This is a genomic window from Chitinophaga filiformis (genome assembly GCF_021646545.1).
Lineage (GTDB): Bacteria > Bacteroidota > Bacteroidia > Chitinophagales > Chitinophagaceae > Chitinophaga > Chitinophaga filiformis_A.
The window spans coordinates 490146-511132 of the sequence record NZ_JAKIRP010000004.1; the positions used below are offsets into that span (position 1 = coordinate 490146).

16 protein-coding genes and 1 tRNA gene are annotated in these 20987 nt (G+C 45.7%); 10 read left to right on the plus strand and 7 right to left on the minus strand.

From position 1 onward, the window contains the following. Positions 1–14: 14 nt before the first annotated feature. Entirely contained in the window at positions 15–623 is a 609-nt protein-coding gene (gene yihA / locus L3C95_RS14310) for a ribosome biogenesis GTP-binding protein YihA/YsxC (RefSeq protein WP_236388619.1), read from the minus strand. Positions 624–703: 80 nt separating this feature from the next. Between yihA and ubiE the strand changes: the two genes are divergently transcribed. The 5 genes from ubiE (at position 704) to L3C95_RS14335 (ending at position 6671) form a co-directional block, all read left to right on the plus strand. Continuing rightward, complete coding sequence (gene ubiE, locus L3C95_RS14315) at positions 704–1438, plus strand: bifunctional demethylmenaquinone methyltransferase/2-methoxy-6-polyprenyl-1,4-benzoquinol methylase UbiE (RefSeq protein ID WP_236388621.1); 735 nt, start codon at positions 704–706, stop codon at positions 1436–1438. Positions 1439–1470: 32 nt separating this feature from the next. Beyond that, positions 1471–2112: an outer membrane beta-barrel protein gene (locus L3C95_RS14320; RefSeq protein ID WP_236388624.1), complete on the plus strand. Its 642-nt coding sequence runs from the start codon at positions 1471–1473 to the stop codon at positions 2110–2112. A gap of 57 nt (positions 2113–2169) precedes the next feature. Next, a complete protein-coding gene (locus L3C95_RS14325) occupies positions 2170–3513 on the plus strand; it encodes a dihydroorotase (RefSeq protein ID WP_236388626.1) in 1344 nt (447 codons plus the stop codon). 195 nt (positions 3514–3708) lie between these two features. Next, complete coding sequence (locus L3C95_RS14330; RefSeq protein WP_236388628.1) at positions 3709–5040, plus strand: MutS-related protein; 1332 nt, start codon at positions 3709–3711, stop codon at positions 5038–5040. An 86-nt stretch (positions 5041–5126) separates the two neighbouring features. Continuing rightward, positions 5127–6671, plus strand: a complete 1545-nt coding sequence (locus L3C95_RS14335; protein WP_236388630.1) for a YifB family Mg chelatase-like AAA ATPase — start codon at positions 5127–5129, stop codon at positions 6669–6671. A gap of 3 nt (positions 6672–6674) precedes the next feature. On the opposite strand, the gene L3C95_RS14340 is transcribed toward L3C95_RS14335, so the two are convergent. Then, positions 6675–8804: an elongation factor G gene (locus tag L3C95_RS14340; protein WP_236388632.1), complete on the minus strand. Its 2130-nt coding sequence runs from the start codon at positions 8802–8804 to the stop codon at positions 6675–6677. Between the two features lie 219 nt (positions 8805–9023). Here L3C95_RS14340 and L3C95_RS14345 point away from each other — a divergent pair, with 219 nt between their 5' ends. From L3C95_RS14345 to L3C95_RS14355, 3 genes are all read left to right on the plus strand, one after another. Further along, complete coding sequence (locus L3C95_RS14345; RefSeq protein WP_236388634.1) at positions 9024–10799, plus strand: ABC transporter ATP-binding protein; 1776 nt, start codon at positions 9024–9026, stop codon at positions 10797–10799. Between the two features lie 15 nt (positions 10800–10814). Continuing rightward, positions 10815–11231 carry a DUF983 domain-containing protein gene (locus L3C95_RS14350; protein ID WP_236388636.1) on the plus strand — a complete coding sequence of 139 codons (417 nt, stop codon included), beginning with the start codon at positions 10815–10817 and terminating at the stop codon, positions 11229–11231. 87 nt (positions 11232–11318) lie between these two features. Beyond that, positions 11319–11804 carry a hypothetical protein gene (locus L3C95_RS14355; RefSeq protein ID WP_236388638.1) on the plus strand — a complete coding sequence of 162 codons (486 nt, stop codon included), beginning with the start codon at positions 11319–11321 and terminating at the stop codon, positions 11802–11804. 63 nt (positions 11805–11867) lie between these two features. Here L3C95_RS14355 and L3C95_RS14360 read toward each other — a convergent pair whose 3' ends face one another. From L3C95_RS14360 to L3C95_RS14380, 5 genes are all read right to left on the minus strand, one after another. After that, a complete protein-coding gene (locus tag L3C95_RS14360; RefSeq protein WP_236388639.1) occupies positions 11868–14297 on the minus strand; it encodes a TonB-dependent receptor in 2430 nt (809 codons plus the stop codon). A 103-nt stretch (positions 14298–14400) separates the two neighbouring features. Further along, positions 14401–14703 (minus strand): hypothetical protein, encoded by a 303-nt coding sequence (locus L3C95_RS14365; protein WP_236388640.1) that lies wholly within the window; start codon positions 14701–14703, stop codon positions 14401–14403. A 208-nt stretch (positions 14704–14911) separates the two neighbouring features. Then, the gene (locus tag L3C95_RS14370) at positions 14912–16486 is read right to left on the minus strand and encodes a DUF1501 domain-containing protein (protein ID WP_236388641.1); all 1575 of its coding nucleotides are present in this window, start codon (positions 16484–16486) and stop codon (positions 14912–14914) included. Positions 16487–16506: 20 nt separating this feature from the next. Continuing rightward, positions 16507–18153: a DUF1800 family protein gene (locus tag L3C95_RS14375; RefSeq protein WP_236388642.1), complete on the minus strand. Its 1647-nt coding sequence runs from the start codon at positions 18151–18153 to the stop codon at positions 16507–16509. Positions 18154–18347: 194 nt separating this feature from the next. Next, a complete protein-coding gene (locus L3C95_RS14380; protein WP_236388643.1) occupies positions 18348–19523 on the minus strand; it encodes a thiolase family protein in 1176 nt (391 codons plus the stop codon). Between the two features lie 116 nt (positions 19524–19639). On the opposite strand from L3C95_RS14380, the gene L3C95_RS14385 reads away from it, so the two are divergent. Next, a tRNA-Lys gene (locus tag L3C95_RS14385) sits at positions 19640–19713 on the plus strand. Between the two features lie 284 nt (positions 19714–19997). Next, positions 19998–20900: a protein bicaudal D homolog gene (locus L3C95_RS14390; RefSeq protein ID WP_236388644.1), complete on the plus strand. Its 903-nt coding sequence runs from the start codon at positions 19998–20000 to the stop codon at positions 20898–20900. The last annotated feature ends 87 nt before the right edge of the window (positions 20901–20987 follow it).

Here is a 20987-nt window from a genome sequence, read left to right on the forward strand (position 1 = left end):
TACTACCGGGCGGGCTAGGCAATGGCCCGGAATTCCGTATTCATTTCGTCTATCGTTGACAGGATCGCATCTCTTCCTGTCTTTTTCACCGTGCTGGTTACAAAATGAGCCGGGAGGAATTCCCAGGATTCCCTGAGCTTATTCAGGAACGCCTTGATATTCCGGCTGGTCTCTGCCTGGGTGTTCTTATCTGCTTTTGTAAACACCAGGGAGAAAGGGATCTGCCACTCTCCCAGCTGGTTAATGAAGTCGATATCCAGTTTCTGGGGGGTATGACGGCTGTCAATTAACACAAATACATTGACCAGGTTCTGTCTTTTACGGAGATAATTCTCTATCATCTGCTCCCACGAACGGCGTTGCGACTGGCTAACCTTGGCAAAGCCGTACCCCGGCAGGTCCACCAGGTACCAGGCCTGGTTGATCAGGAAGTGGTTGATAAGCTGCGTTTTACCGGGTGTTCCGGACGTTTTAGCCAGCTTTTCATTGTTTGCCAACATGTTGATCAGGGAAGATTTTCCCACGTTGGAACGGCCTATAAAGGCATATTCCGGAAGGTTCGGTGTTGGACATTTCTGCCAGTCAACATTACTGATGAGGTATTCTGCGCTCTTGATGATCATATTATTACTCTTCGGGCACAAAGTTCATGAAAATTTACTTATTGCCGGCATTTCTCTATTTTCTCCTAACTTTGCGGGCTATGTCAGATAAGAAGATTGTACCGTTTGCCACATCAGAACTCAGTAAGAAGGAACAGATAGCGACCATGTTCAATGACATTGCGCACCGCTATGATTTCCTCAACCATTTCATGTCTTTGGGCATTGATATCCAATGGCGTAAGAAGGCTTTGAAACAATTAAAGACCTTACAGCCCAAAAAAATGCTTGATGTGGCTACCGGCACGGGGGACTTCGCAATTATGGCGAATAAAATACTGCAACCCAATACAATAACCGGCATTGACATATCCGAAGGCATGCTTGCTCACGGGCGTGAAAAGATCAATAAACTGGGACTATCCGACAAAATAACCCTTCAGCTGGGCGACAGTGAGACAATAAGTTTTCCAGACAAGACGTTTGATGCTATAACGGTAGCATACGGCGTACGTAACTTCGAGAATCTGGAAAAAGGACTGGCTGAAATGTTGCGTGTACTAAAGCCGGGAGGAAAACTGGTGATATTGGAATTTTCCAATCCAACCGTTTTTCCTATTAAACAATTATATAATTTATATTTTCGTTATATTACACCGTTGATCGGGAAATGGATAGCCAGGAGTGAAGCTGCATACACCTATCTGCCAGCATCAGTGAAAGCGTTCCCGCAAGGTCAGGAAATGTGTAATATTTTAATTAATACCGGTTTCCAAGCAGTAACATGCAAAAAGCTCACATTCGGCATCAGCTCTATTTATTGCGCATCCCGCTAGTACTTCTCATAATCCTATGGAATACAGGTAGCGTGAAAGCGCAGTCTGTGATGAACATGGAAGAACATGACGCCAAGCCCTATTACTTTGGTATCACACTTGCAGGCAACAATTCCAACTTCAAGCTATATCATGATGAGATCTTCCTGAAACAGGACTCTATTATGGTAGCAGAACCGCTAAGGACCTTCGGTTTTAACCTGGGCCTGCTGGGAAACGTGCGCCTGAGCGAGTATTTTGATATCCGCTTCAATCCGCAGTTATTATTTGCCTCTAAGAACCTCTATTATAAAGAGAATTATCCTGCAAGAGAAACGACCAAAAACATTGAGTCTATCCTGCTCAGCTTCCCACTGCAGCTGAAATTCAAATCGGACCGTATTGGTAACATGCGCGTGTATACGATTGCGGGTCTGAAGTACGACTATGACCTTGCTTCCAATGCGAGGGCCCGCCGTGCGGAAGATCTGGTAAAGATCAGAAAAAGCGATTATGGTTATGAGTTCGGAGCCGGATTTGAGTTTTATTTCCCCAGCTTTATCTTCTCTCCCGAGTTCAAGATCAGCAACGGTATCGGTAACGTACACGTGAAAGATGAACACCTGCGTTATTCCAATGTGATCGACAAGCTGAATTCCAGGATGATCGTTTTTTCCATCCACCTGGAAGGTTGAGTTTCTGCCGCGTATAGTTAGTCTGGGGACAAATCGTCTATTTACTATCTTTGCGCCATGAATTACATCATCCGCAATATATCGGTGGTCAACGAAGGCACCACTACTGTTCAGGACGTATATATACAAGATGGCCGTATCGCCAGAATAGCTCCACAATTGAATGTGAGTGGTCAATACACAGAAATAAACGGGGAAGGCAAACACCTGCTGCCCGGCGTGATTGATGACCAGGTCCATTTCCGCGAACCGGGCCTTACTCATAAAGCCACCATTTATACTGAAGCCCGTGCGGCAGTTGCCGGAGGCACCACCAGTTTCATGGAAATGCCCAATACACAACCGGCAGCACTTACACAGGAATTACTGGAAGATAAATATAAGATTGCTGCACAGCATTCACTGGCAAACTATTCCTTTTTCATGGGAGTGGCCAACGACAATGTGGAAGAAGTACTGAAAACAAACGCTAAAAAAGATCAGATCTGCGGCGTAAAGATCTTTATGGGGTCTTCCACAGGTAACATGCTGGTGGACAATTACATCACACTGGAACAGATCTTTTCAGGCAGTGAACTGCTCATCGCCACTCACTGTGAGGATGAAAAGATCATAAAGGCCAATCTGGAAAAATATAAACAGGAAGTAGGTGCGGAAAATCTCACCGTAGACTATCACCCGATCATCCGCAATGAGGAAGCCTGTTTCGAGTCTTCTCTCGCTGCTATCCAGTTTGCCAAAAAATTCAATTCAAGACTGCACATCCTGCATATTTCAACGGAAAAGGAATTACAGCTGTTCAGCAATATGCTGCCGCTTGAAGAGAAACGCATTACTGCAGAAGTATGTGTACATCACCTACATTTTTCTGCCGATGACTACGCATGGAGGGGCAACCTGATCAAGTGTAATCCGGCAATCAAAGCAGTACACAATAAACATGCGCTCTGGAAAGGCTTGCTGGATGACAGGCTGGATATTATTGCAACAGACCATGCGCCACATACCTGGGAAGAAAAACATCAGCCTTATTTACAGGCGCCTTCCGGTGTTCCACTGGTGCAGCATAGCCTGCTGCTGATGCTGGAACATGCGTCACTCGGCAATATCACCCTGGAAAAAGTGGTGGAAAAGATGTGCCATGCACCGGCAGTATGTTTCCAGATCAAAGACAGGGGCTACCTGCGGGAGGGCTATTTTGCTGATTGTGTGATCGTTGATCTGCAACAGGCCACTATGGTAGACAAGCAGAACGTGTATTACAAGTGTGGCTGGTCTCCTTTTGAGGAACACACCTTCCCTGCCGCTATTACACACACTTTTGTGAACGGTCACCTGGCTTACGAAAACGGCAAATTCAACGAATCAGAACGAGGACAGCGCTTGTTATTCAACCGTTGATCATCTTATTCAACTGATAAAAGAAAATGCTCTTATCGCTCATTGATAAGAGCATTTTCTTTTGTAACATTACCATTCTCTGCATTTATGGAAATGGCGGCGCATTGCATCTATACATAATTATCGGGAACAGCGCATCCCTATGATACCAATGTTTTTTTCTATTATACGTATATTCACTAAAAATACCTGTGCATGGAACTGGACAAAACAACCTACTATGATCTCTCCATATTTAACCGTGAAGAAGAATTTTCGCTGTTTCATAAATTGGACTTTACCACTACCACAGGCGGCAAGGATTACTTACGGTACCTGTACAGCAATCCTTTAAAAGATATTGCTTCCATAGAGGAGCGTCAGAAAGTGTTGCAATATATCCTGCAGCAGGAAGATAGCTGGCCGGCGGATATTATCAGTAACGGTACCATTGTCGTGATGGAAAATTATCTGGAAGCACAGATAGAGCCTATCAGCAACCCGGACGGCGTGGCTTTGCTGGTAAGTGCGCTTTTAACTAAAACCATTTTTTCGCCTGACTATAGCTTTATCAAATTCTCTTTTACCCAGCTGCTCAATCTCCTGAAAGGATTCCGCCAGCTGGAAACGAACTTCAATACCAATCAGACACCGAAGATACTCAAGCAATTGCTGGACAGGGCACATCATCTGCTGTATCAGAAAGAATTCAATGATATTATTGTTGCCAGTGAAGGAGGCCCTGTATCGTTTGTACAGATCCTGCGGTATGACCATTACATCCGTAAAAGACAGCGGAAAACCATATCCGAGTTACTGGATATTTATCGCCGGCTGGACGCATATTATGCCATGGCAAAGGCAGTAAGACATTTTAATCTGCAATTCCCTGTTTTTGAAGATACACCTCATCCCTTTGTAGAGCTGGATAACCTGTATCATCTCATTCTGCCCAAACCAGTGGCATATGACATCACGATGAAACCACAGTCGCACTTCCTTTTCCTGACAGGGGCTAACATGGCGGGGAAAACAACCTTCATCAAGGCAGTGGGCGTAGCGGTATTCCTCGCGCATATTGGTATGGGAGTGCCGGCCGGAAGTATGAAACTGAGCTTCTTTAACGGGATCTTTAGTAACATCCAGGTACAGGACAACATCTTCAAAGGTGAAAGTTATTTCTACAATGAAGTGCAGCGTATCAAGAATACTATCATCAAAATAAATGATAACAAGAAATGGCTGGTACTGATAGATGAAATGTTCAAAGGCACCAATGTGGAAGATGCCAAGAACTGTTCACTGGCCGTGGTGAATGGATTGCTGAAGAGCACTAATTGTCTGTTCATACTGTCTACCCACCTGTACGAGATTGCGGAGGAATTACAAAATGCACAGAACATCCGTTTTAAATATTTTGAATCGCAGGTAATAGATGATAACCTATACTTCACTTATCAGCTGAAAGACGGTGTGGCAAAAGAGAAGATCGGATATCTCATTCTCAAGAGAGAGAAGGTACTGGACTTACTGAACGAGATAAAATAAAATGCACAGAATGAATAAATATTGGATGCAGGCCTTTCCATAAATTCGGCATCCATATTTATTCATTCTTAATTTTATCCTTATCTATGATTGTAAAAACCTACGGCAGTGCCGTACAAGGCGTAGAAGCCATTTCCATTGTTATTGAAGTAAACGTCGCTCCCAAAGGCACCCAGTTTTATATTGTCGGCTTACCAGACAGCGCTGTCAAAGAAAGCGAACGGCGTATAGAATCTGCTATCATCAACATCGGTTTCCGGTTTCCCCGTTTCAGAACAGTTGTGAACATGGCTCCGGCCAATATCAGGAAGGCCGGTTCTGCCTACGATCTGCCCATTGCTTTGGGATTGATCGCCGCTTCGGAACAGATTAGTCCGGACCTGTTATCGCAGTTCACCATTATGGGAGAATTATCGCTCGATGGCACTGTACAACCCATCCGGGGAGCCTTGCCTATTGCCATTCAGGCCAGGAAAGAAGGCTTCAAGGGACTGATCGTGCCGGCACAGAATGCGCGTGAAGCAGCGATGGTAAATAATCTGGAAGTCTATGGCGTTACACATTTGCGGGAAGTGATCGACTTTCTGCAGGCGCCCGATACCCTGCAGCCGGTATTTGTGGATACGAGAGCGGAATTTGCCAACGGGCAGCAGCATTTCGATATTGACTTTAACGATGTGAAAGGCCAGTACACCATAAAACGGGCGTTAGAAATTGCTGCAGCCGGCGGACACAATGCCTTGTTGATCGGTCCTCCGGGTGCAGGTAAAACGATGCTGGCGCGCAGGCTCTGTACCATATTGCCGCCACTCAGTTTACAGGAGGCACTGGAAACAACCAAGATCCATTCTGTAGCAGGTAAACTACCGGCAGATGCTTCGCTTATCACGCAAAGACCTTTCCGCTCTCCACATCATACGATCAGTCATACAGCATTGATCGGCGGAGGCGCTATTCCTCAACCCGGAGAGATATCACTGGCCCACAATGGCGTATTGTTCCTGGACGAACTGCCAGAGTTCAGCAGGCAGGCGCTTGAAGTAATGCGGCAGCCAATTGAAGAAAGACGGGTGTCTATTTCCAGGGCAAAAATGTCAGTGGAGTTCCCTGCCAGCTTTATGCTTGTTACCAGTATGAACCCCTGCCCCTGCGGATTCTTTAATCACCCGGATAAGGCCTGTACCTGTGCGCCCGGTTCTGTACAGCGGTATCTTAACAGGGTATCCGGACCTTTAATGGACAGGATAGATCTCCATATAGAAGTGACACCCGTGCCCGTACATTCCCTCCTGGACCATTCCGATGGAGAGCCCAGCGCAAGTATACGGGAACGGGTATTAATGGCAAGAGAGATACAAAGCGCCAGATTCAGGGCTTACAGGGGCATTTACTGCAATGCACAGATGACCAGCAGCCTGCTACGGAAAGTATGCCGGCTGAGTAAAGAAGGAGAAGACCTTTTAAAGAACGCCATGCAGAAGCTTAAGCTTTCTGCGCGCGCCTATGACAGGATCCTCAAGGTAAGCCGTACTGCGGCCGATCTTGAAGCCAGTGAACAGATCAGGATCGACCACCTGGCAGAGGCTATTCATTGCAGAAGTCTGGACAGAGAAGACTGGTGGGACAAATAGCAGTTATGCCACCAGTTCTGCGCTCTTATATTCCTCAGACAGTTTCTTCTGTATGTCAGTTGGCACCGGTGCATATTCTGCAAACACTGCCTTGACCTTAGCCTTACCCTGTGTAACGTTCCGCAGCGCTGCATACAATTTATCCAGCTCTGCCTGCGGGGTACGGGCTTTGATGACCTGGTAGTTGTTCTGTGTATCCATACCTGTGATGATGCTTCGGCGGCTCTGCAGCTCGCTCATAACATCTCCCGCCATCATATCCGGCGCGGAGATCTCGATATCATATACCGGCTCCAGCAGCTGCGGGGCTGCCTGATGGAAGGCGTCTCTGAACGCCATCATACCGGCTATTTTAAAGGAAATATCATTGCTGTCTACAGGATGCATTTTACCATCATAGACACTTACCCGGATATCCCGTACATAGGAGCCGGTAAGTGGTCCTTCCTGCATTTTCTCCATCACTCCTTTGAGGATGGAAGGCAGGAAGCGGGCATCAATGGCGCCTCCTACTATACAATTGTTGAACACCAGCTTTCCGCCCCAGTTAAGGTCAATTTCATCTGTGTCGCGCACAGGATGTTCCTTATAGGGTGGCATGCCCTCATAATAGGGTTCGATAGTGAGGTATACTTCTCCAAACTGGCCGGCACCACCGGATTGTTTCTTGTGGCGGTAGGTAGCAGCAGCATGTTTCCGGATGGTTTCCCGGTAAGGGATTTTTGCCGGTATGTATTCCACATGCATCTTATAAATATTCTCCAGCCGCCACTTCGTAAGCGCCAGGTGCAGGTCTCCCTGTCCATGCAGGATCACTTGTTTTAACTCGCGGTTATATTCTATTTCCAGGGTAGGATCTTCCATGTGTAGTTCGGCCAGTACTTCTCCCAGCTTTTCATCATCTGCTTTATTGGTAGCCTCAATAGCGACTCTCACTTTGGGAGTCGGGAATTCAATAGGTTTTACCTGTTTACCCGACTGTTTGTCGCTGAGGGTGTGATTGGTAAGGGTATTTTTCAGTTTCAGCGTGCACCCAATATCCCCCGCGCGTAATACATCCGTGTTTTGCCGGTTACGGCCATCAGTGATGAACAACTGGTTCAGCCTTTCCGCGGTATTGCCCTTTTCATTGTATAATTCGACACCGGCCTTTATTTCGCCTGCAAGTACCTTAAAAAACGAAAGGCGCCCTATATGGGGCTCCTGCAGGGTTTTAAACACAAATAAGACCGGTGATGCGGAAGGATCACAAGGGATAGCGCTGCCGTCTTCTGCCTGTTCCGGTGGCATTTCTACGGCAGCCGGGGCCACATTATCGATGAAACCCATTAAGCGGCCACTTCCCATATTATTGATGGCTGAGAGACAGAAAACAGGGAATACCTGGTGTTTCAGCATTCCGATCTTTAGTCCCTGTCTCATTTCATCCTCATCAAGGTTGCCTTTTTCGAAATACTGCTCCATCAGGGTATCATCGTTTTCAGCCGCTTTTTCCACCAGCTCATTATGCAGCCGCTCCGCCTGTTCCTTTTCGCTGTCGGGAATGGGGAGCTTCTCAGGTTTTCCACCGCCGTCGGGGAAACGGTACATCGTCATTTTAAGCAGATCGATGACGCTGTTGAAGCCGGTGCCCTGGTTGACGGGATATTGCATGATTGTCACCGCCGAACCGAAAACACGGCGTGCCTCGTCTACTGTACGTGTAAAGTTCGCCTGTTCTGCATCTAACTGATTGACTGCCAGAATAGTTGGCTTTTGATATTTATCCACGTAGTCCCATATCTGTTCTGTGCCCACTTCTACTCCATACTGTGCATTCAGGAGCAGCAATGCGGTATCACAGACGCGGATAGAGGAAATGATCTCGCCGATAAAGTCCTCCAGTCCGGGCGTGTCAATGATATTGATCTTATAATCACGCCATTCGGTATGCAGGCAAGTGGCATAGACGGAGCTTCCCCGCTCATGTTCAACATCGTGGTAATCGGAAACAGTGTTCCCTTCTTCTACGGTACCACGTCGGGGAATAATACCTGCTTCAAAGAGCATGGTTTCACAAAGGGTTGTTTTTCCGCTCTTTGCGGCTCCCAATAATACAATGTTCCTGATGTGTTTCTCATCATAGGTCTTCATAAACGTTAGAATTAATATTGCTCAGCCGGAGGGGGCTGATTGTAAAACAATAAGAAAGATGCAGACGAGGAATGCCGTTTTGGTGATTTTAGCTGGTGCTAGATAAGCTGTTACCGATTCTGAGTATTAAGTTACTCTATTTTTTTCTACCGTGGCAGCTCAAACATGTTGCAACATCAATATTAATGTACCTTTGTCATCTAGACCGTCATTAGTATCATGAAATTGTTTTTATATTATCTGAAAAGTTACAAATGGTTGATAGGACTGGCCTTATTATTAGCTACCATTAACCAGGTATTCTCCCTGCTGGATCCCTATATATTCGGCAGGATCGTAGACCTTTTTGCGAATCATCCGCACACTTCTGCCAACGGACTTCCGCGTCCGCAATCCGATTATGTAAAAGGTGTTATTTTATGGCTGCTGGCGTCCATAGGAGTAGCCATGGTGTCCCGTATTGCGAAGGCATTCCAGGATTATTTTGTGAATGTGATCATCCAGAAATTCGGGGCCAGGATCTACACTGACGGCCTCCGCCATTCGTTAAGGCTTCCTTATCAGCAGTTTGAGGATCAGAGAAGCGGCGAAACGCTGGCTGTTCTGCAGAAAGTGAGGACCGATAGTGAGAAATTCATCACATCCTTTGTGAATGTACTGTTCGTGGCCCTGATCGGGGTCATATTTGTAATGGTATATGCCTTCAGCGTACACTGGAGCCTGGTGTTCGTGTATTTTGGCGGCAGCCTGATCCTCGGCTGGCTGATCAATGTACTCAGCAAGAAGATCAAGACCATCCAGAAGACCATCGTCAAAGAAACAACCATGCTGGCGGGTGCTACTACAGAATCCCTCCGCAACATTGAGCTGGTAAAAAGCCTTGGGCTGACACACCAGGAGATAGGCAGGTTGAACTCGACCACCATCCGTATCCTGATGCTGGAACTGAAGAAAGTGCGCAGCGTGCGCAGTATCAGTTTTATACAGGGAACCTTTGTAAACTTCCTGCGCCAGACCATTCTGTTCCTGCTCCTCTTTATGATATACCGGGATACGGTGAGCGTAGGACAAATGTTCACACTGCAGCTGTACTCCTTCTTCATTTTCGGACCATTGCAGGAATTAGGCAATATCATCCTGGCTTATCGTGAAGCACAGGTATCGCTGCTGAACTTCGAGCGGATCATGAACACACCAATAGAACCTACCCCGGTTGACCCCGTACGGATCAACCGTATAGACAAACTGACGTTCAAGAATGTGGGTTTCAAACACCAGACTGCTACTTCCAAGGCGCTGGATGGTATCAACTTCAACGTCAATGTTGGTGAAACGGTGGCTTTTGTAGGCCCTTCCGGTTCCGGTAAGACAACCCTGGTAAAACTGCTGGTAGGTCTTTATTCACCACAGGAAGGCTCTATTGATTACAACGGGGTTGACAGCCGTAAGATAGATATCGAAGAGCTGCGATACCAGATCGGTTTCGTTACACAGGATACCCAGCTGTTCTCCGGGTCTATCAAAGAGAACCTCTTGTTTGTGAATCCACAGGCAACAGACGAAGAGATCCTGCAGGTGATGAAACAGGCCAGCTGTAACACTTTATTGGAGCGCGCAGACAATGGCCTGAACTCTGTGATCGGGGAAGGCGGTATGAAGATATCCGGTGGTGAAAAACAACGTTTATCAATTGCCCGTGCGCTGTTGCGCCGTCCGCGCCTGCTGGTGTTTGACGAGGCGACATCGGCACTGGACTCTATTACAGAAGAATCCATTTCCAATACAGTACGTGATATTACCTCCACGAGGGAGCATATCACTGTCATGATCGCACACAGGTTATCTACAATTATGCATGCTGACAGGATTTATGTACTGGAAAAAGGCCGCATTATAGAAACGGGTACGCATGATAAATTACTTGAGGAAAAGGGATTGTATTATGCCATGTGGAGACAACAAATTGGAGAAAGGTTACAGATTGCAGAGAGATAATTTATCTTTGCGCCCATGAGCAATAAGCGACCAAACTACTTCCTGAGCATGCTTACTATGAAATGCCCGCATTGCCGCAGAGGAGATATGTTTAAGACAAAAAATGCATATACCAACCTCAGAAAGACGTTCGATATGCATGAACGCTGTCCCGTTTGCGGACAGAAATACGAACTGGAAACAGGTTTCTGGTTTGGCACCGGGTATGTCAGTTATGCTTTAGGCGTAGCCTTCTCAGTAGCAACATTGATTGCCTACTGGGTCATCTTTGGCTTATCATGGGCAGACAACAGCATCTTTATCTGGCTGGGCGTGAATGGTGTTTTGCTGTTATTGCTACAACCCTGGCTGATGCGCATCAGCAGGGTGATATATCTCTACTTTTTTGTGTATTATGATGAAGACACGGCAAAGTTGCCGGAAAATAAATAAAATGAAGGCTGGCTGAAAGGTCAGCCTTCGTCATTTATAAACAGATTCATTGCATGACTTTTGTAATATCTCTTCAAAAGATCACTCATGCACTCCAATCACCTACTCTACATCTTCGCCATTAGCCTGCTGACGGGCTGTGTGGCGGCCTCACAGAAAACAGAAACAAAGGCAGACACCTCTACCGTGACGGCCGTCACAGATGAGGCGCCGGCAAAGCAACAAACTGTGGATACGGGCCGTAACACCCCAAAAACAGAAATATTGAAACCACAGGCTGGCCCCTACCCTCCTGAATGCTATAAAACAATTACGGACATTATACAAAGCTCTGACTTCAAATCAGATCTTGCGGAGAAAGCGAATATCAAAGTGAGGATAGACCGGCAGGACAATAGCAAACTGTTCCTGCAACTGTTTGCCAGCGAAAAAGATCATGAATCCACCATTGCATGGTTACGGCTGGATAAGGCTAATGAAAAGCTGGAAGATATAACTGTGGATCCGGATAAACCGGTACAGCTGAATTATGACAGATCATTGATCAGCGCATTGAGACAACACTGCCCATAAACAGCAACAGGAAATAATGCTGCTTTTCGCATTATTTCCTGTTAGCTGATGATTAATAACTGATTATTTAAAATCGATCGGGATAGACACTTTCATGCTGAAAGTCCTTCCCATATTAAATACGCCTACCCTGCCTGTTACCTCATTCTCAGGAGCATATTTCAAACGGCTGAGGTGATTCTGGTAAGCTACATCTGTCAGGTTATTAGCTGCCAGGTGCAGGGAGAACAATACCTTGTTATTCTTTTTATTTACGAAATCAGTACCGATACCTGCATTCAACAAGGTATACCCCGGAGTAGCAGTTTCTGTCTGGTATGCATAGAAAACATCGTTCTGTGCAAATGTTTTATCCAGCTGTACGCCGATGTATGCATTCTGCATTACACCTCCTACCTTTTTGAACTTCCCTTTCAGCTCGGAGAGCCAGCGTGCTGCTGGTATGTTAGGCAGATATTTTGTAGAATCAGCGCCATCGGAAATAGAAGAACGTACGTAAGAGAATGTGTTCTCAAAATGCAGCCAGTCGATCGGATGCGGATGGATGTCCAGCATCAGTTCTCCCCCATAAAGATTCGCAGTGTGTTGCTGATATTTGAATGCGGAATATCCTTCATCGTTATCTGTAGCTGGGATAGAATCTGAACCAGCAGCATTTACCAGCTTACGGGCAAAGATGAAATTGTTGATATGATTGTAGAACACACCGGCGGTAAGGGAAATGTGCTGTGAGTTAAACTCCAGTCCCAGATCGCCCTGGGTGCTCACTTCCGGCTTTAAGTCCTCATTACCATATTCGTATTTGATAGTTCCTTCGTGTACACCATTAGCTGCCAGTTCTGAAATGTTTGGCGCACGGAAACCACGGGCCACATTCAGCTTCAGGGTTACCTGCTGGCTGGCGGCATAGCTTAATCCTGCACTACCGGATACATTGGAAAAGTCACGATCGAAAGTTGCGAATTTTGTTTCGCTGCCCAACTCCAGGCCTTTAATGTTCATATGGCGGTTATCGAAACGTAGACCTCCGCTTACTGTCAGCTTATCGAAAGTTTTGCTGGTTACTGCGAACACACCGGCATCGAAGAGGTCGTAAGATGGGATCAGGAATTCCTCCCCACCGATGTTATTCTTCTGTTGCATGCCATTCACCCCGATAGTAGTCTGCCAGCCGTTCATTTCCGGCAGATAATATTTCAGTCCATAGTTGAATGTATTCAACTTCAGTAACAGGTCTGGTTCATCCGGCGCCAGTACATTTCCCAGTTCTTTACGACGATTCCACTGATAACCGAGGGTCAGCGCCAGGCGGCCTCCATTATTCAGATAAACATTATTGTCCCAAACCAGTTTATTATGTGTGATCTTCTGGCGAGGTACGCCGATGCTATAGGATTTAAAATCATCGTTCGTAGCTACTGCTTCATCCTCAACACCATTATTGTTTACCGGTTTGATGAATTGTCCGTTCTCATTACGGTCACCTTCCACCAATCCTAACTCCTGGTTGAAGGAAGTGAAGCGGAGAATGGAGGAACCCCATTGTTTATTCAGCCCCAGGCTACCACCATAGTTGGTGTTTTTGAACTTGGAGTTGAATACATAACCATCGTATTTATTCTTATAATCATGGGCAAACTTCTGTGTACCAAAGGCGCTCCAGCTCAGTCCCCCCTTGGTAGTACCAGTGATATCTGCATGGTAGGATATCTGTCCGTTGTTAGTGAGATAGTTAGCCGCAACATTACCTTTTACCAGGCCAGGAGCAACACTACCGGGAGGTACGATATTCACAACACCGGCAAGTGCATCGGAACCGTATACGAGTGAAGCGGGTCCTTTCAGTACTTCCACTTTGCTTACATTATAATCATCGATCTCGATACCATGTTCATCTCCCCACTGTTGTCCTTCCTGTCGAACACCGTCTCCTACCACCACTACACGGTTATAGCCGAGACCACGGATAAAAGGTTTGGAGATGGCTGGTCCGGTGGTCAGCTGACTCACTCCTGGCAGCTTGGCAATTGCATCAATGATATTGGTGGAGATATTGGCATCGAGGTAATCCCTCCTTACAATGCTTACCGGTGTAGGCGTTTTCTTCAATGTAGTGGCCATGTTCACACCGGTGATCACCACTTCATTTTTCTCCAGCAGCGTCTCTGACAAGGCAAAGTCCTGCTGAGTGACACCGTTGATCTGTACAGTTTCTGTAAATGCGGCATAACCTATATAGTGCACTTCCACCAGGAATTTACCCTTGGGAAGGTTTTTGATCTCGTACTGTCCCTGAGCATTGGCAGAAGCACCAACATGCAGGTCTGGCAAATAAATAGTAGCCCCAGGTAAAGGACTATGAGAAGACTTATCTGTCACTGTTCCTTTAAGCGAACTGCCGGCATCATCGCCACTCATTATTGAGGCAAAACCGGGAATATATATAAGCAAGCTGGTAACTAAAGCTATAATGAAGACACGTAAATAGTGCATAGAAAGATTTGTTTATAGACACATTATCTATATAGCAACGCAGTAGTTGCTATTATAGCAACAATACGGGCAGATGCCCTTTCATAAGAGTGTATGTAAAAAACTAAACAAGATCTATTGCCGGTGGCGCACGGGGGGAAAGTGTCCTGTATGGCAGATATTCAATAACCGGAATAACCGGGATGGCGTAATGCCAGGTAATTTCCTTCACCAGTACATAGTAGAATGTATTGGCGTGTTCATAAGGTTCCGGATCTATCTGCAGGAAGCCGCAATGCACGTGTTTAACGGAAAACGCGGGACCATGCTTTGCTACCGGAGCTTCATCTTCAGTATCGTGATGCTGGAAAAACTGGTGTATAAATGCCCGGGGGGTAGTATTAAATACAAATACCCCCAACAGCATGATAGCCAATATCCTATATAACACCTTATGCTTCAGATCATGAGTTTGAACGGTAACAAAGGTAGGGAATAAATGCAACAATGTTGCCCGTAAGTCCTAATAGTCCATAGATGAACAAAATGACTGATGGCTGGCGGTGTGGTCTTATAATGAAAAAAGTCCATAGCATGGCTGCTATGGACTTCCGGGATATTTTCCGTGCTGATTATTAATACTTTACCTTGAGCATCGATCTTACATACTGGTATACACCATTCTGAAGACGTGCGTAGAAGATACCGCTGGCGAGGTTACCGCTATCGAAAGTAATGCTGTATTCGCCGGCCGGCTGGATCTTATTTACAGGCGTTGCTACCAGGCGTCCCATGGTATCAAAGACCTGCACCATGGTGTGTCCGCCCCTGGTTTTATATTTCAGGGTGGTGGTAGACACGAATGGATTCGGGTAGTTGGTGATCAGGTTATTGCTGCCATTATTCACATCGTCAATGCTCGTCAGTGTTCCACAGGCGATACCACTTACAATAGGCAAACGCTGGTAATCCTTGAAGAGAATGGCCTGCAGGGTAGCATTGTCCACGCAGAACCACTGTTCCAGCAGGGAAGCATATACAGAACGGAAGTCGTACTGCATAGGCATGTTATCGGCCACGTTGGTGTCTGTAGGGATATCGGGAGAAGATCCGAGCACACCTTGCAGTACATAGTCGCCAAATACGATCATCGGAGCAGCAGCACCGTGGTCGGTACCCATACTACCATTAGATTTGATACGACGGCCGAACTCAGAGAAGGTCATACCCACTACACGGCGGGAAGCCTTGAGTTTGGTCAGGTCGTCCATGAAAGCCTTAATGGAATCCGACAGCTGGCCCAGGAGGTTTGCGTGATCACCTTTGGTGGTATCGCCTGCCTGTGTCTGGTTAGCATGTGTATCGAAGAAGGCGTGCGTTACCATGTAGAGGCGGGTCTTCAGACCACCTGCTACCAGGCGCGCTACTATTTTCAGCTGTTCTGCCAGCCTGTTGTCAGGATAAGGGCTCTGCGAGGTAACATTCGCAGCAGCCTTTTTGATAGAATCAGCAAATTTATTGGACTGTTTAGCGATCAGACGCACATATTCCAGTTCAACACCTGCATGGGTATTAGGAACAGGGTCATTAATATCCTCGATCAGGTTATAGAAATCGGTAGAGCTGGAGATTGCCACCGCCATATTTGCATCACTGCCCTGGAATACCGGAGACGTGAGTGAACCGATCTGGATAGCCAGTGGCTCAGCGCCTTCGTAAGCGTCAGGAAAGCCCGGGAATTGCGTTTCCAGGTAACGGCCCGCCCAACCGGTTTCGAGGATCTGGTTCTGGTCGGAACCACTCATCCAGATATCCATTGCGCGGAAGTGGGAATAGTCCGGAGAAGGATACCCTACGCTCTGGATCACACACACTTTACCATTATCATACAGTTCCTGGAGCCCTGTCATAGCAGGGTGGAAACCTGTTTTAATATTGTTGGCTATTGGTAATACCGCTCCTTCGGGGATGGCGATATTTTTACGAGCGTTCTGATAGTCCGCGTATACGTCCAGCGGAACGATCATATTAAGACCATCATTACCACCGATCATCTGGATCATCACCAACACGTGGTCATTATCTTCTGCAGATTTCTGCAATGCATTCAGCAGCGATGAAGCGCCGAAAGCCTTTACAGAAAATCCATTTATAAAGGTAGGCAGAACCGTTGCCGGGGCGGAATATTTAAGGAAGTCTCTGCGTTTCATAGTTTATAGGTCTTTCTAGATCAGGCTAATTGATATTCAGATAAATTCATCAGGTACTTGTACAGTGTCTGGAGGCGGCTTTCCACGATGTTGCGGTTAGCACCTGTAGGATTGGATTTCCAGGTATTCCAGGCGTCTGTCCAATAGTAGTCGCTGTCAGGGCTCTGTCCACTGAGCAGGATGATGTTCTTTATTCTTGCCTTTGATGCGTCAGATAATTCGATACGGTATAAGAGGTCCAGCGCGTCCTGAATCAATGTAACAGGATTAGAAGGATCCGAGAGTTTTTCTGTGAATGCCAGCACATCGATCTTCACGCCACCGAAACCGCCGGTACTGATGATCGAGTCAGTCATCAGGTTACGTTTAGGCAGGGTGTCTGTATTGATCCAGATCTCGTGATATTGAGGCGCCTGGTGATAAGCTTCCCAGCCTGCCACCTGTGGGGGATCTCCGATGTCCTGCAGCATGCTGGCGCAATGGCGGCGGATGGCATCCAGGGATTCGTGAGCCGCCATATAGTCTGTCGGGAATTCGATACCGAATTCACGTACGAGGCCTACAGCAAACTCCATCGGGCTCTTGATCAGCGCTGACATATTCAGCGGATCGAAGAAGTGCTCACTCTTGAACAGGGCCTTGAGTACAGGCTTCAGTTCAAATTTGTTAGCGCGGAAGATCTCTGCCAGAGGAATGATCACATTCTGTTCAACTGCATCATCTATCAGGTAATACACGAAGAAGCGGTACAGTTTACGGCAGATGAACTTTGATGCTTCCTGCTGCGCAAAAATGATATTCAGCAGATCATCCAGTTCACTGGCGCCTTCGGCACCTGTTTTACCAGTGATCTTAGCGTTATTATAAAAACTTGAGAATTCCTTATTGGTGATCACGTGCTGTGTAGAGTCAAAATAAGACTCCATCGTCAGCGGATTGATCCTGTAACCGGTTAATACGGTGGCGGTAGTTCTTACGTCTTCCTCTGTGTAAGCAGAATCCGGGCCTTTACCCACGGTAAACAGCTCGTGCAGCTCACGGGCATAGTTTTCATCCGGGCTTTCCTTTCCGTTCAGATAGCCGTTCAGGTATTTAAGCATAGCCGGATCGAGCGTAACAGCTTTGGTCAATGTTTTGAAGTTGCCGGTGGCATTATTTCTCAACATGACATTGTGCTTATATACATAGCGGGCATCATTGATCATATCCATTTCTGTTGCGAAATGGTTATGCCAGAAGAGCACCATTTTTTCCTGGATACTGCGTGACTGATCTATCATCACTTTCAGCCACCATGCTTTATAGGAAGACCATCTTTTCCTGTCAAGGTCTCCTTCTTCAGGAGCTGGCGCTGAATTCACCCAGGTAGCACCGGGGGCGATACCTGTTTCGTCTTCTCCATATGTATTCAGTGGTTGTGTGGTAACAGGGGTAACGGTATCGATCAAAGCATCTACCGCTGCATCCATACCCAAGCCCTTCGCCCATGCTATATCTTCGGGCGTGGAACCAAACATGGTTCGTTTCAGCAGGTGCACTGCCTGGGCAGTACCAAATTCTCCCGTATATGCTGTAATGCCAGAATCAGTACGAAAGCCAGTAGTCTCCGCTTTGACTGCTGTTTGCTGGCGTTTGGCAGGAAGCGTAAGGAATTGTCTGCGATCCATAGATAGTTTGATATGGTTGTATTGATATATAGGGAAAATGATTTATGTAGGCTATTACACAGGTCCCATTTGCGGATCCAAATTAATAAAAACTTTAATTCAAGCAGATTATTTTATTTGTTGTTCATTACTCAAAAAGAAAAGGGGTTGACTACCATTCGATTAGTCAACCCCTACTCAGTATGCATATTTTACTATAATCTTTCTATGACGCCGGCAATTCCTTGTCCGCCGCCGACGCAGGCTGTAACGATACCATATTTCTTATCCAGACGTTTCAGATCACTGAGTATCTGTACCGTTAGTTTAGCCCCGGTGCAACCCAACGGGTGCCCTAATGCGATCGCTCCACCGTTGATATTCACCAGCTCCGGATCGATGCCCAGTTCACGGATCACCGCTACGGACTGGGAGGCAAAAGCCTCATTCAGTTCTACCAGGTCGATATCGTTCAATGACTTACCCGCCTGTTGCAGTGCTTTCGGGATGGCCGCTACCGGTCCGATACCCATGATACGTGGGTGTACTCCTGCTGAAGAACAGGCTACCAGTCGACCGATAGGCTGCAGGTTCAGTTCTTTTACCATGGTTTCGCTCATCACGATAACAAAGGCTGCACCGTCTGATGTCTGGGAAGAGTTACCTGCTGTCACACTACCTCCGGCAGCAAATACCGGTTTTAGCTTAGCCAGGGCCTCAGGAGAGGTATCTGCTCTTGGGCCTTCATCTGTGTCCACGGTGTAGGTACGGGTCTGTTTACGGCCCTTTTCATCCACATATACCTCATTTACAGCTATCGGCAGGATGCCTTCTTTAAAATAACCATTCTGGATCGCTTTAATGGCTTTCTGGTGCGAGCTGTAAGCAAATGCATCCTGGTCTTCACGGGATACATTGAATTCACGCGCTACTGCTTCCGCTGTTAATCCCATGCCCAGGTAGTATTCCGGCGTTGTACTGGCGACAGTGTAATTGGGAACCGTCTTCCAGCCGGCTACGGGCACGAGGCTCATGCTCTCGGTCCCTCCTGCTATGATACAATGTGCCATTCCTGACTGGATCTTGGCTGTCGCAATGGCGATGGTTTCAAGTCCGGAGGCACAGTAACGGTTCACCGTCATACCGGGAACTTCTATTCCCAGTGCGCGTACAGATATCATACGCCCGATCTGCAGGCCCTGTTCTGCTTCGGGGACTGCGTTACCAACAATCAGGTCGTCTACCCTTTTCGGGTCGAGCTGAGGGACGCTCTTTAATAGTCCGGTAATTACATCCACGGCCAGGTCATCAGGCCGGTAAAAGCGGAAGCCGCCCCGCTTGGCCTTGCCTACGGCGGTTCTAAAGCCGGCTACTATATATGCTGTTTCCATTCCTTGTCTCCTTTTTCCGGGTGTAAAAACCCGATTTTTTTTATTTAAGTTAAAGAAGTTTTGTGAAATAGAAAACAAGGTGTTAAATTTGCAACCCCGCAGCAGCGGGAAAAAAAGACTCCTTAGCTCAGCTGGTTAGAGCTACTGACTCTTAATCAGTAGGTCCAGGGTTCGAGTCCCTGAGGGGTCACGGAAAATGAAGCGCTTCAAGTTGAAAGACTTGGAGCGTTTTTGTTTTTTAGATCACATTCATTATCAACATTTAAAAAGGTTCGAGTTCCAAAATCACTTTTATTTTGGGAAAAGAGCAAACAATGATATGTATGGAGATTCAGAAAGCATCGAAGTAAAGATTGCTGTAACAGTTTAATTCCACTAATAGCCTGATTAATAAATTAAGCATTCGACAAGAGTCCATAAGGAACAATTATTAAGCATTACTTTAGCAATATAAACTTGCTGAAAATAAACGTTATGGAAAAAATTGCTGATTTCTTTTATGATCTAAAAGATCGTGTTACAAATCCATTATTTACTTCCTTTATAATAGCATGGCTCATTTATAACTGGAAAATCCCTATGGTGCTGACATTTTATAAATTTACCGACCTAGAGAGAGATGGATATAAATCTTACATAGAATTCGTTAGCAAAAATTTACAACTACAATCATCATTTCTTACTCCTTTATGCTATGCACTTGGATACACTTTTATTTTTCCTATCCTTCGGATGGGTATCTTAGCTTTTTTAACCTTAATAAAAACTAAAAGCACTAATTATAATTTAAGAATTGCAGGAAAAGGAATAATGCCAACCGAAAGATATCTTTCTTTAAAAGAAAACTATAAAAAGCAGACCAAATTACTAACGTCGATAATTGAAGAAGAAAAAGCTGCAGTAACAAAAATGGAAGAAATGCAAGTACAATTATCAAAGGAAAATCAACAAAATCTCAAACTTCTTTCAGAAACGAGTGAATTAAAAGACGATGTATCTATGTTAGAAAAAGAAAGAGAAAAATTAGAAGCTAAATTACAGCATTATAAGAAACTATCATTAGTATCTATTCTTAACGGAGAATGGGAATACAAATCATATGACAAATCCATTGAATACATGACTAGTCAAAGGCTATTTATTGAAGATGGGAATGCATATACAATCTCGAGTTCTACCGGTGATAAGACCTTAGAATTTAAAATTCAAAATTATTGCTTTAATAATCAGACAAATCAAATATCATTCTTGAAGGTTTTTATCCCTGAATCGGATAAAAAATTCAATTTTCAATTATTAAATTATGACAATAATATTTCACATTTAAAAGGCAATGAGGATAATGAATGGTCCATCGAATATCAAAAGATTATCTAGTAAAAACAGCAGTCAATAGGTATATGACCGACTTTTGAACCTAACCTTAGTGATATTATAAAGGGCTTTTAAGGTGATACCTGGAAA

Excerpts from the sequence above, each read along its gene's own strand:
- L3C95_RS14365 (WP_236388640.1), bottom strand. The coding sequence starts at position 14,703 with ATGCTGTTGGGGGTATTTGTATTTAATACTACCCCCCGGGCATTTATA.
- L3C95_RS14370 (WP_236388641.1), bottom strand. The coding sequence starts at position 16,486 with ATGAAACGCAGAGACTTCCTTAAATATTCCGCCCCGGCAACGGTTCTG.
- L3C95_RS14360 (WP_236388639.1), bottom strand. The coding sequence starts at position 14,297 with ATGCACTATTTACGTGTCTTCATTATAGCTTTAGTTACCAGCTTGCTT.
- L3C95_RS14390 (WP_236388644.1), top strand. The coding sequence starts at position 19,998 with ATGGAAAAAATTGCTGATTTCTTTTATGATCTAAAAGATCGTGTTACA.
- L3C95_RS14355 (WP_236388638.1), top strand. The coding sequence starts at position 11,319 with ATGCACTCCAATCACCTACTCTACATCTTCGCCATTAGCCTGCTGACG.
- L3C95_RS14380 (WP_236388643.1), bottom strand. The coding sequence starts at position 19,523 with ATGGAAACAGCATATATAGTAGCCGGCTTTAGAACCGCCGTAGGCAAG.
- L3C95_RS14335 (WP_236388630.1), top strand. The coding sequence starts at position 5,127 with ATGATTGTAAAAACCTACGGCAGTGCCGTACAAGGCGTAGAAGCCATT.
- L3C95_RS14330 (WP_236388628.1), top strand. The coding sequence starts at position 3,709 with ATGGAACTGGACAAAACAACCTACTATGATCTCTCCATATTTAACCGT.
- L3C95_RS14345 (WP_236388634.1), top strand. The coding sequence starts at position 9,024 with ATGAAATTGTTTTTATATTATCTGAAAAGTTACAAATGGTTGATAGGA.
- L3C95_RS14375 (WP_236388642.1), bottom strand. The coding sequence starts at position 18,153 with ATGGATCGCAGACAATTCCTTACGCTTCCTGCCAAACGCCAGCAAACA.
- yihA (WP_236388619.1), bottom strand. The coding sequence starts at position 623 with ATGATCATCAAGAGCGCAGAATACCTCATCAGTAATGTTGACTGGCAG.
- L3C95_RS14350 (WP_236388636.1), top strand. The coding sequence starts at position 10,815 with ATGAGCAATAAGCGACCAAACTACTTCCTGAGCATGCTTACTATGAAA.
- L3C95_RS14325 (WP_236388626.1), top strand. The coding sequence starts at position 2,170 with ATGAATTACATCATCCGCAATATATCGGTGGTCAACGAAGGCACCACT.
- ubiE (WP_236388621.1), top strand. The coding sequence starts at position 704 with ATGTCAGATAAGAAGATTGTACCGTTTGCCACATCAGAACTCAGTAAG.
- L3C95_RS14340 (WP_236388632.1), bottom strand. The coding sequence starts at position 8,804 with ATGAAGACCTATGATGAGAAACACATCAGGAACATTGTATTATTGGGA.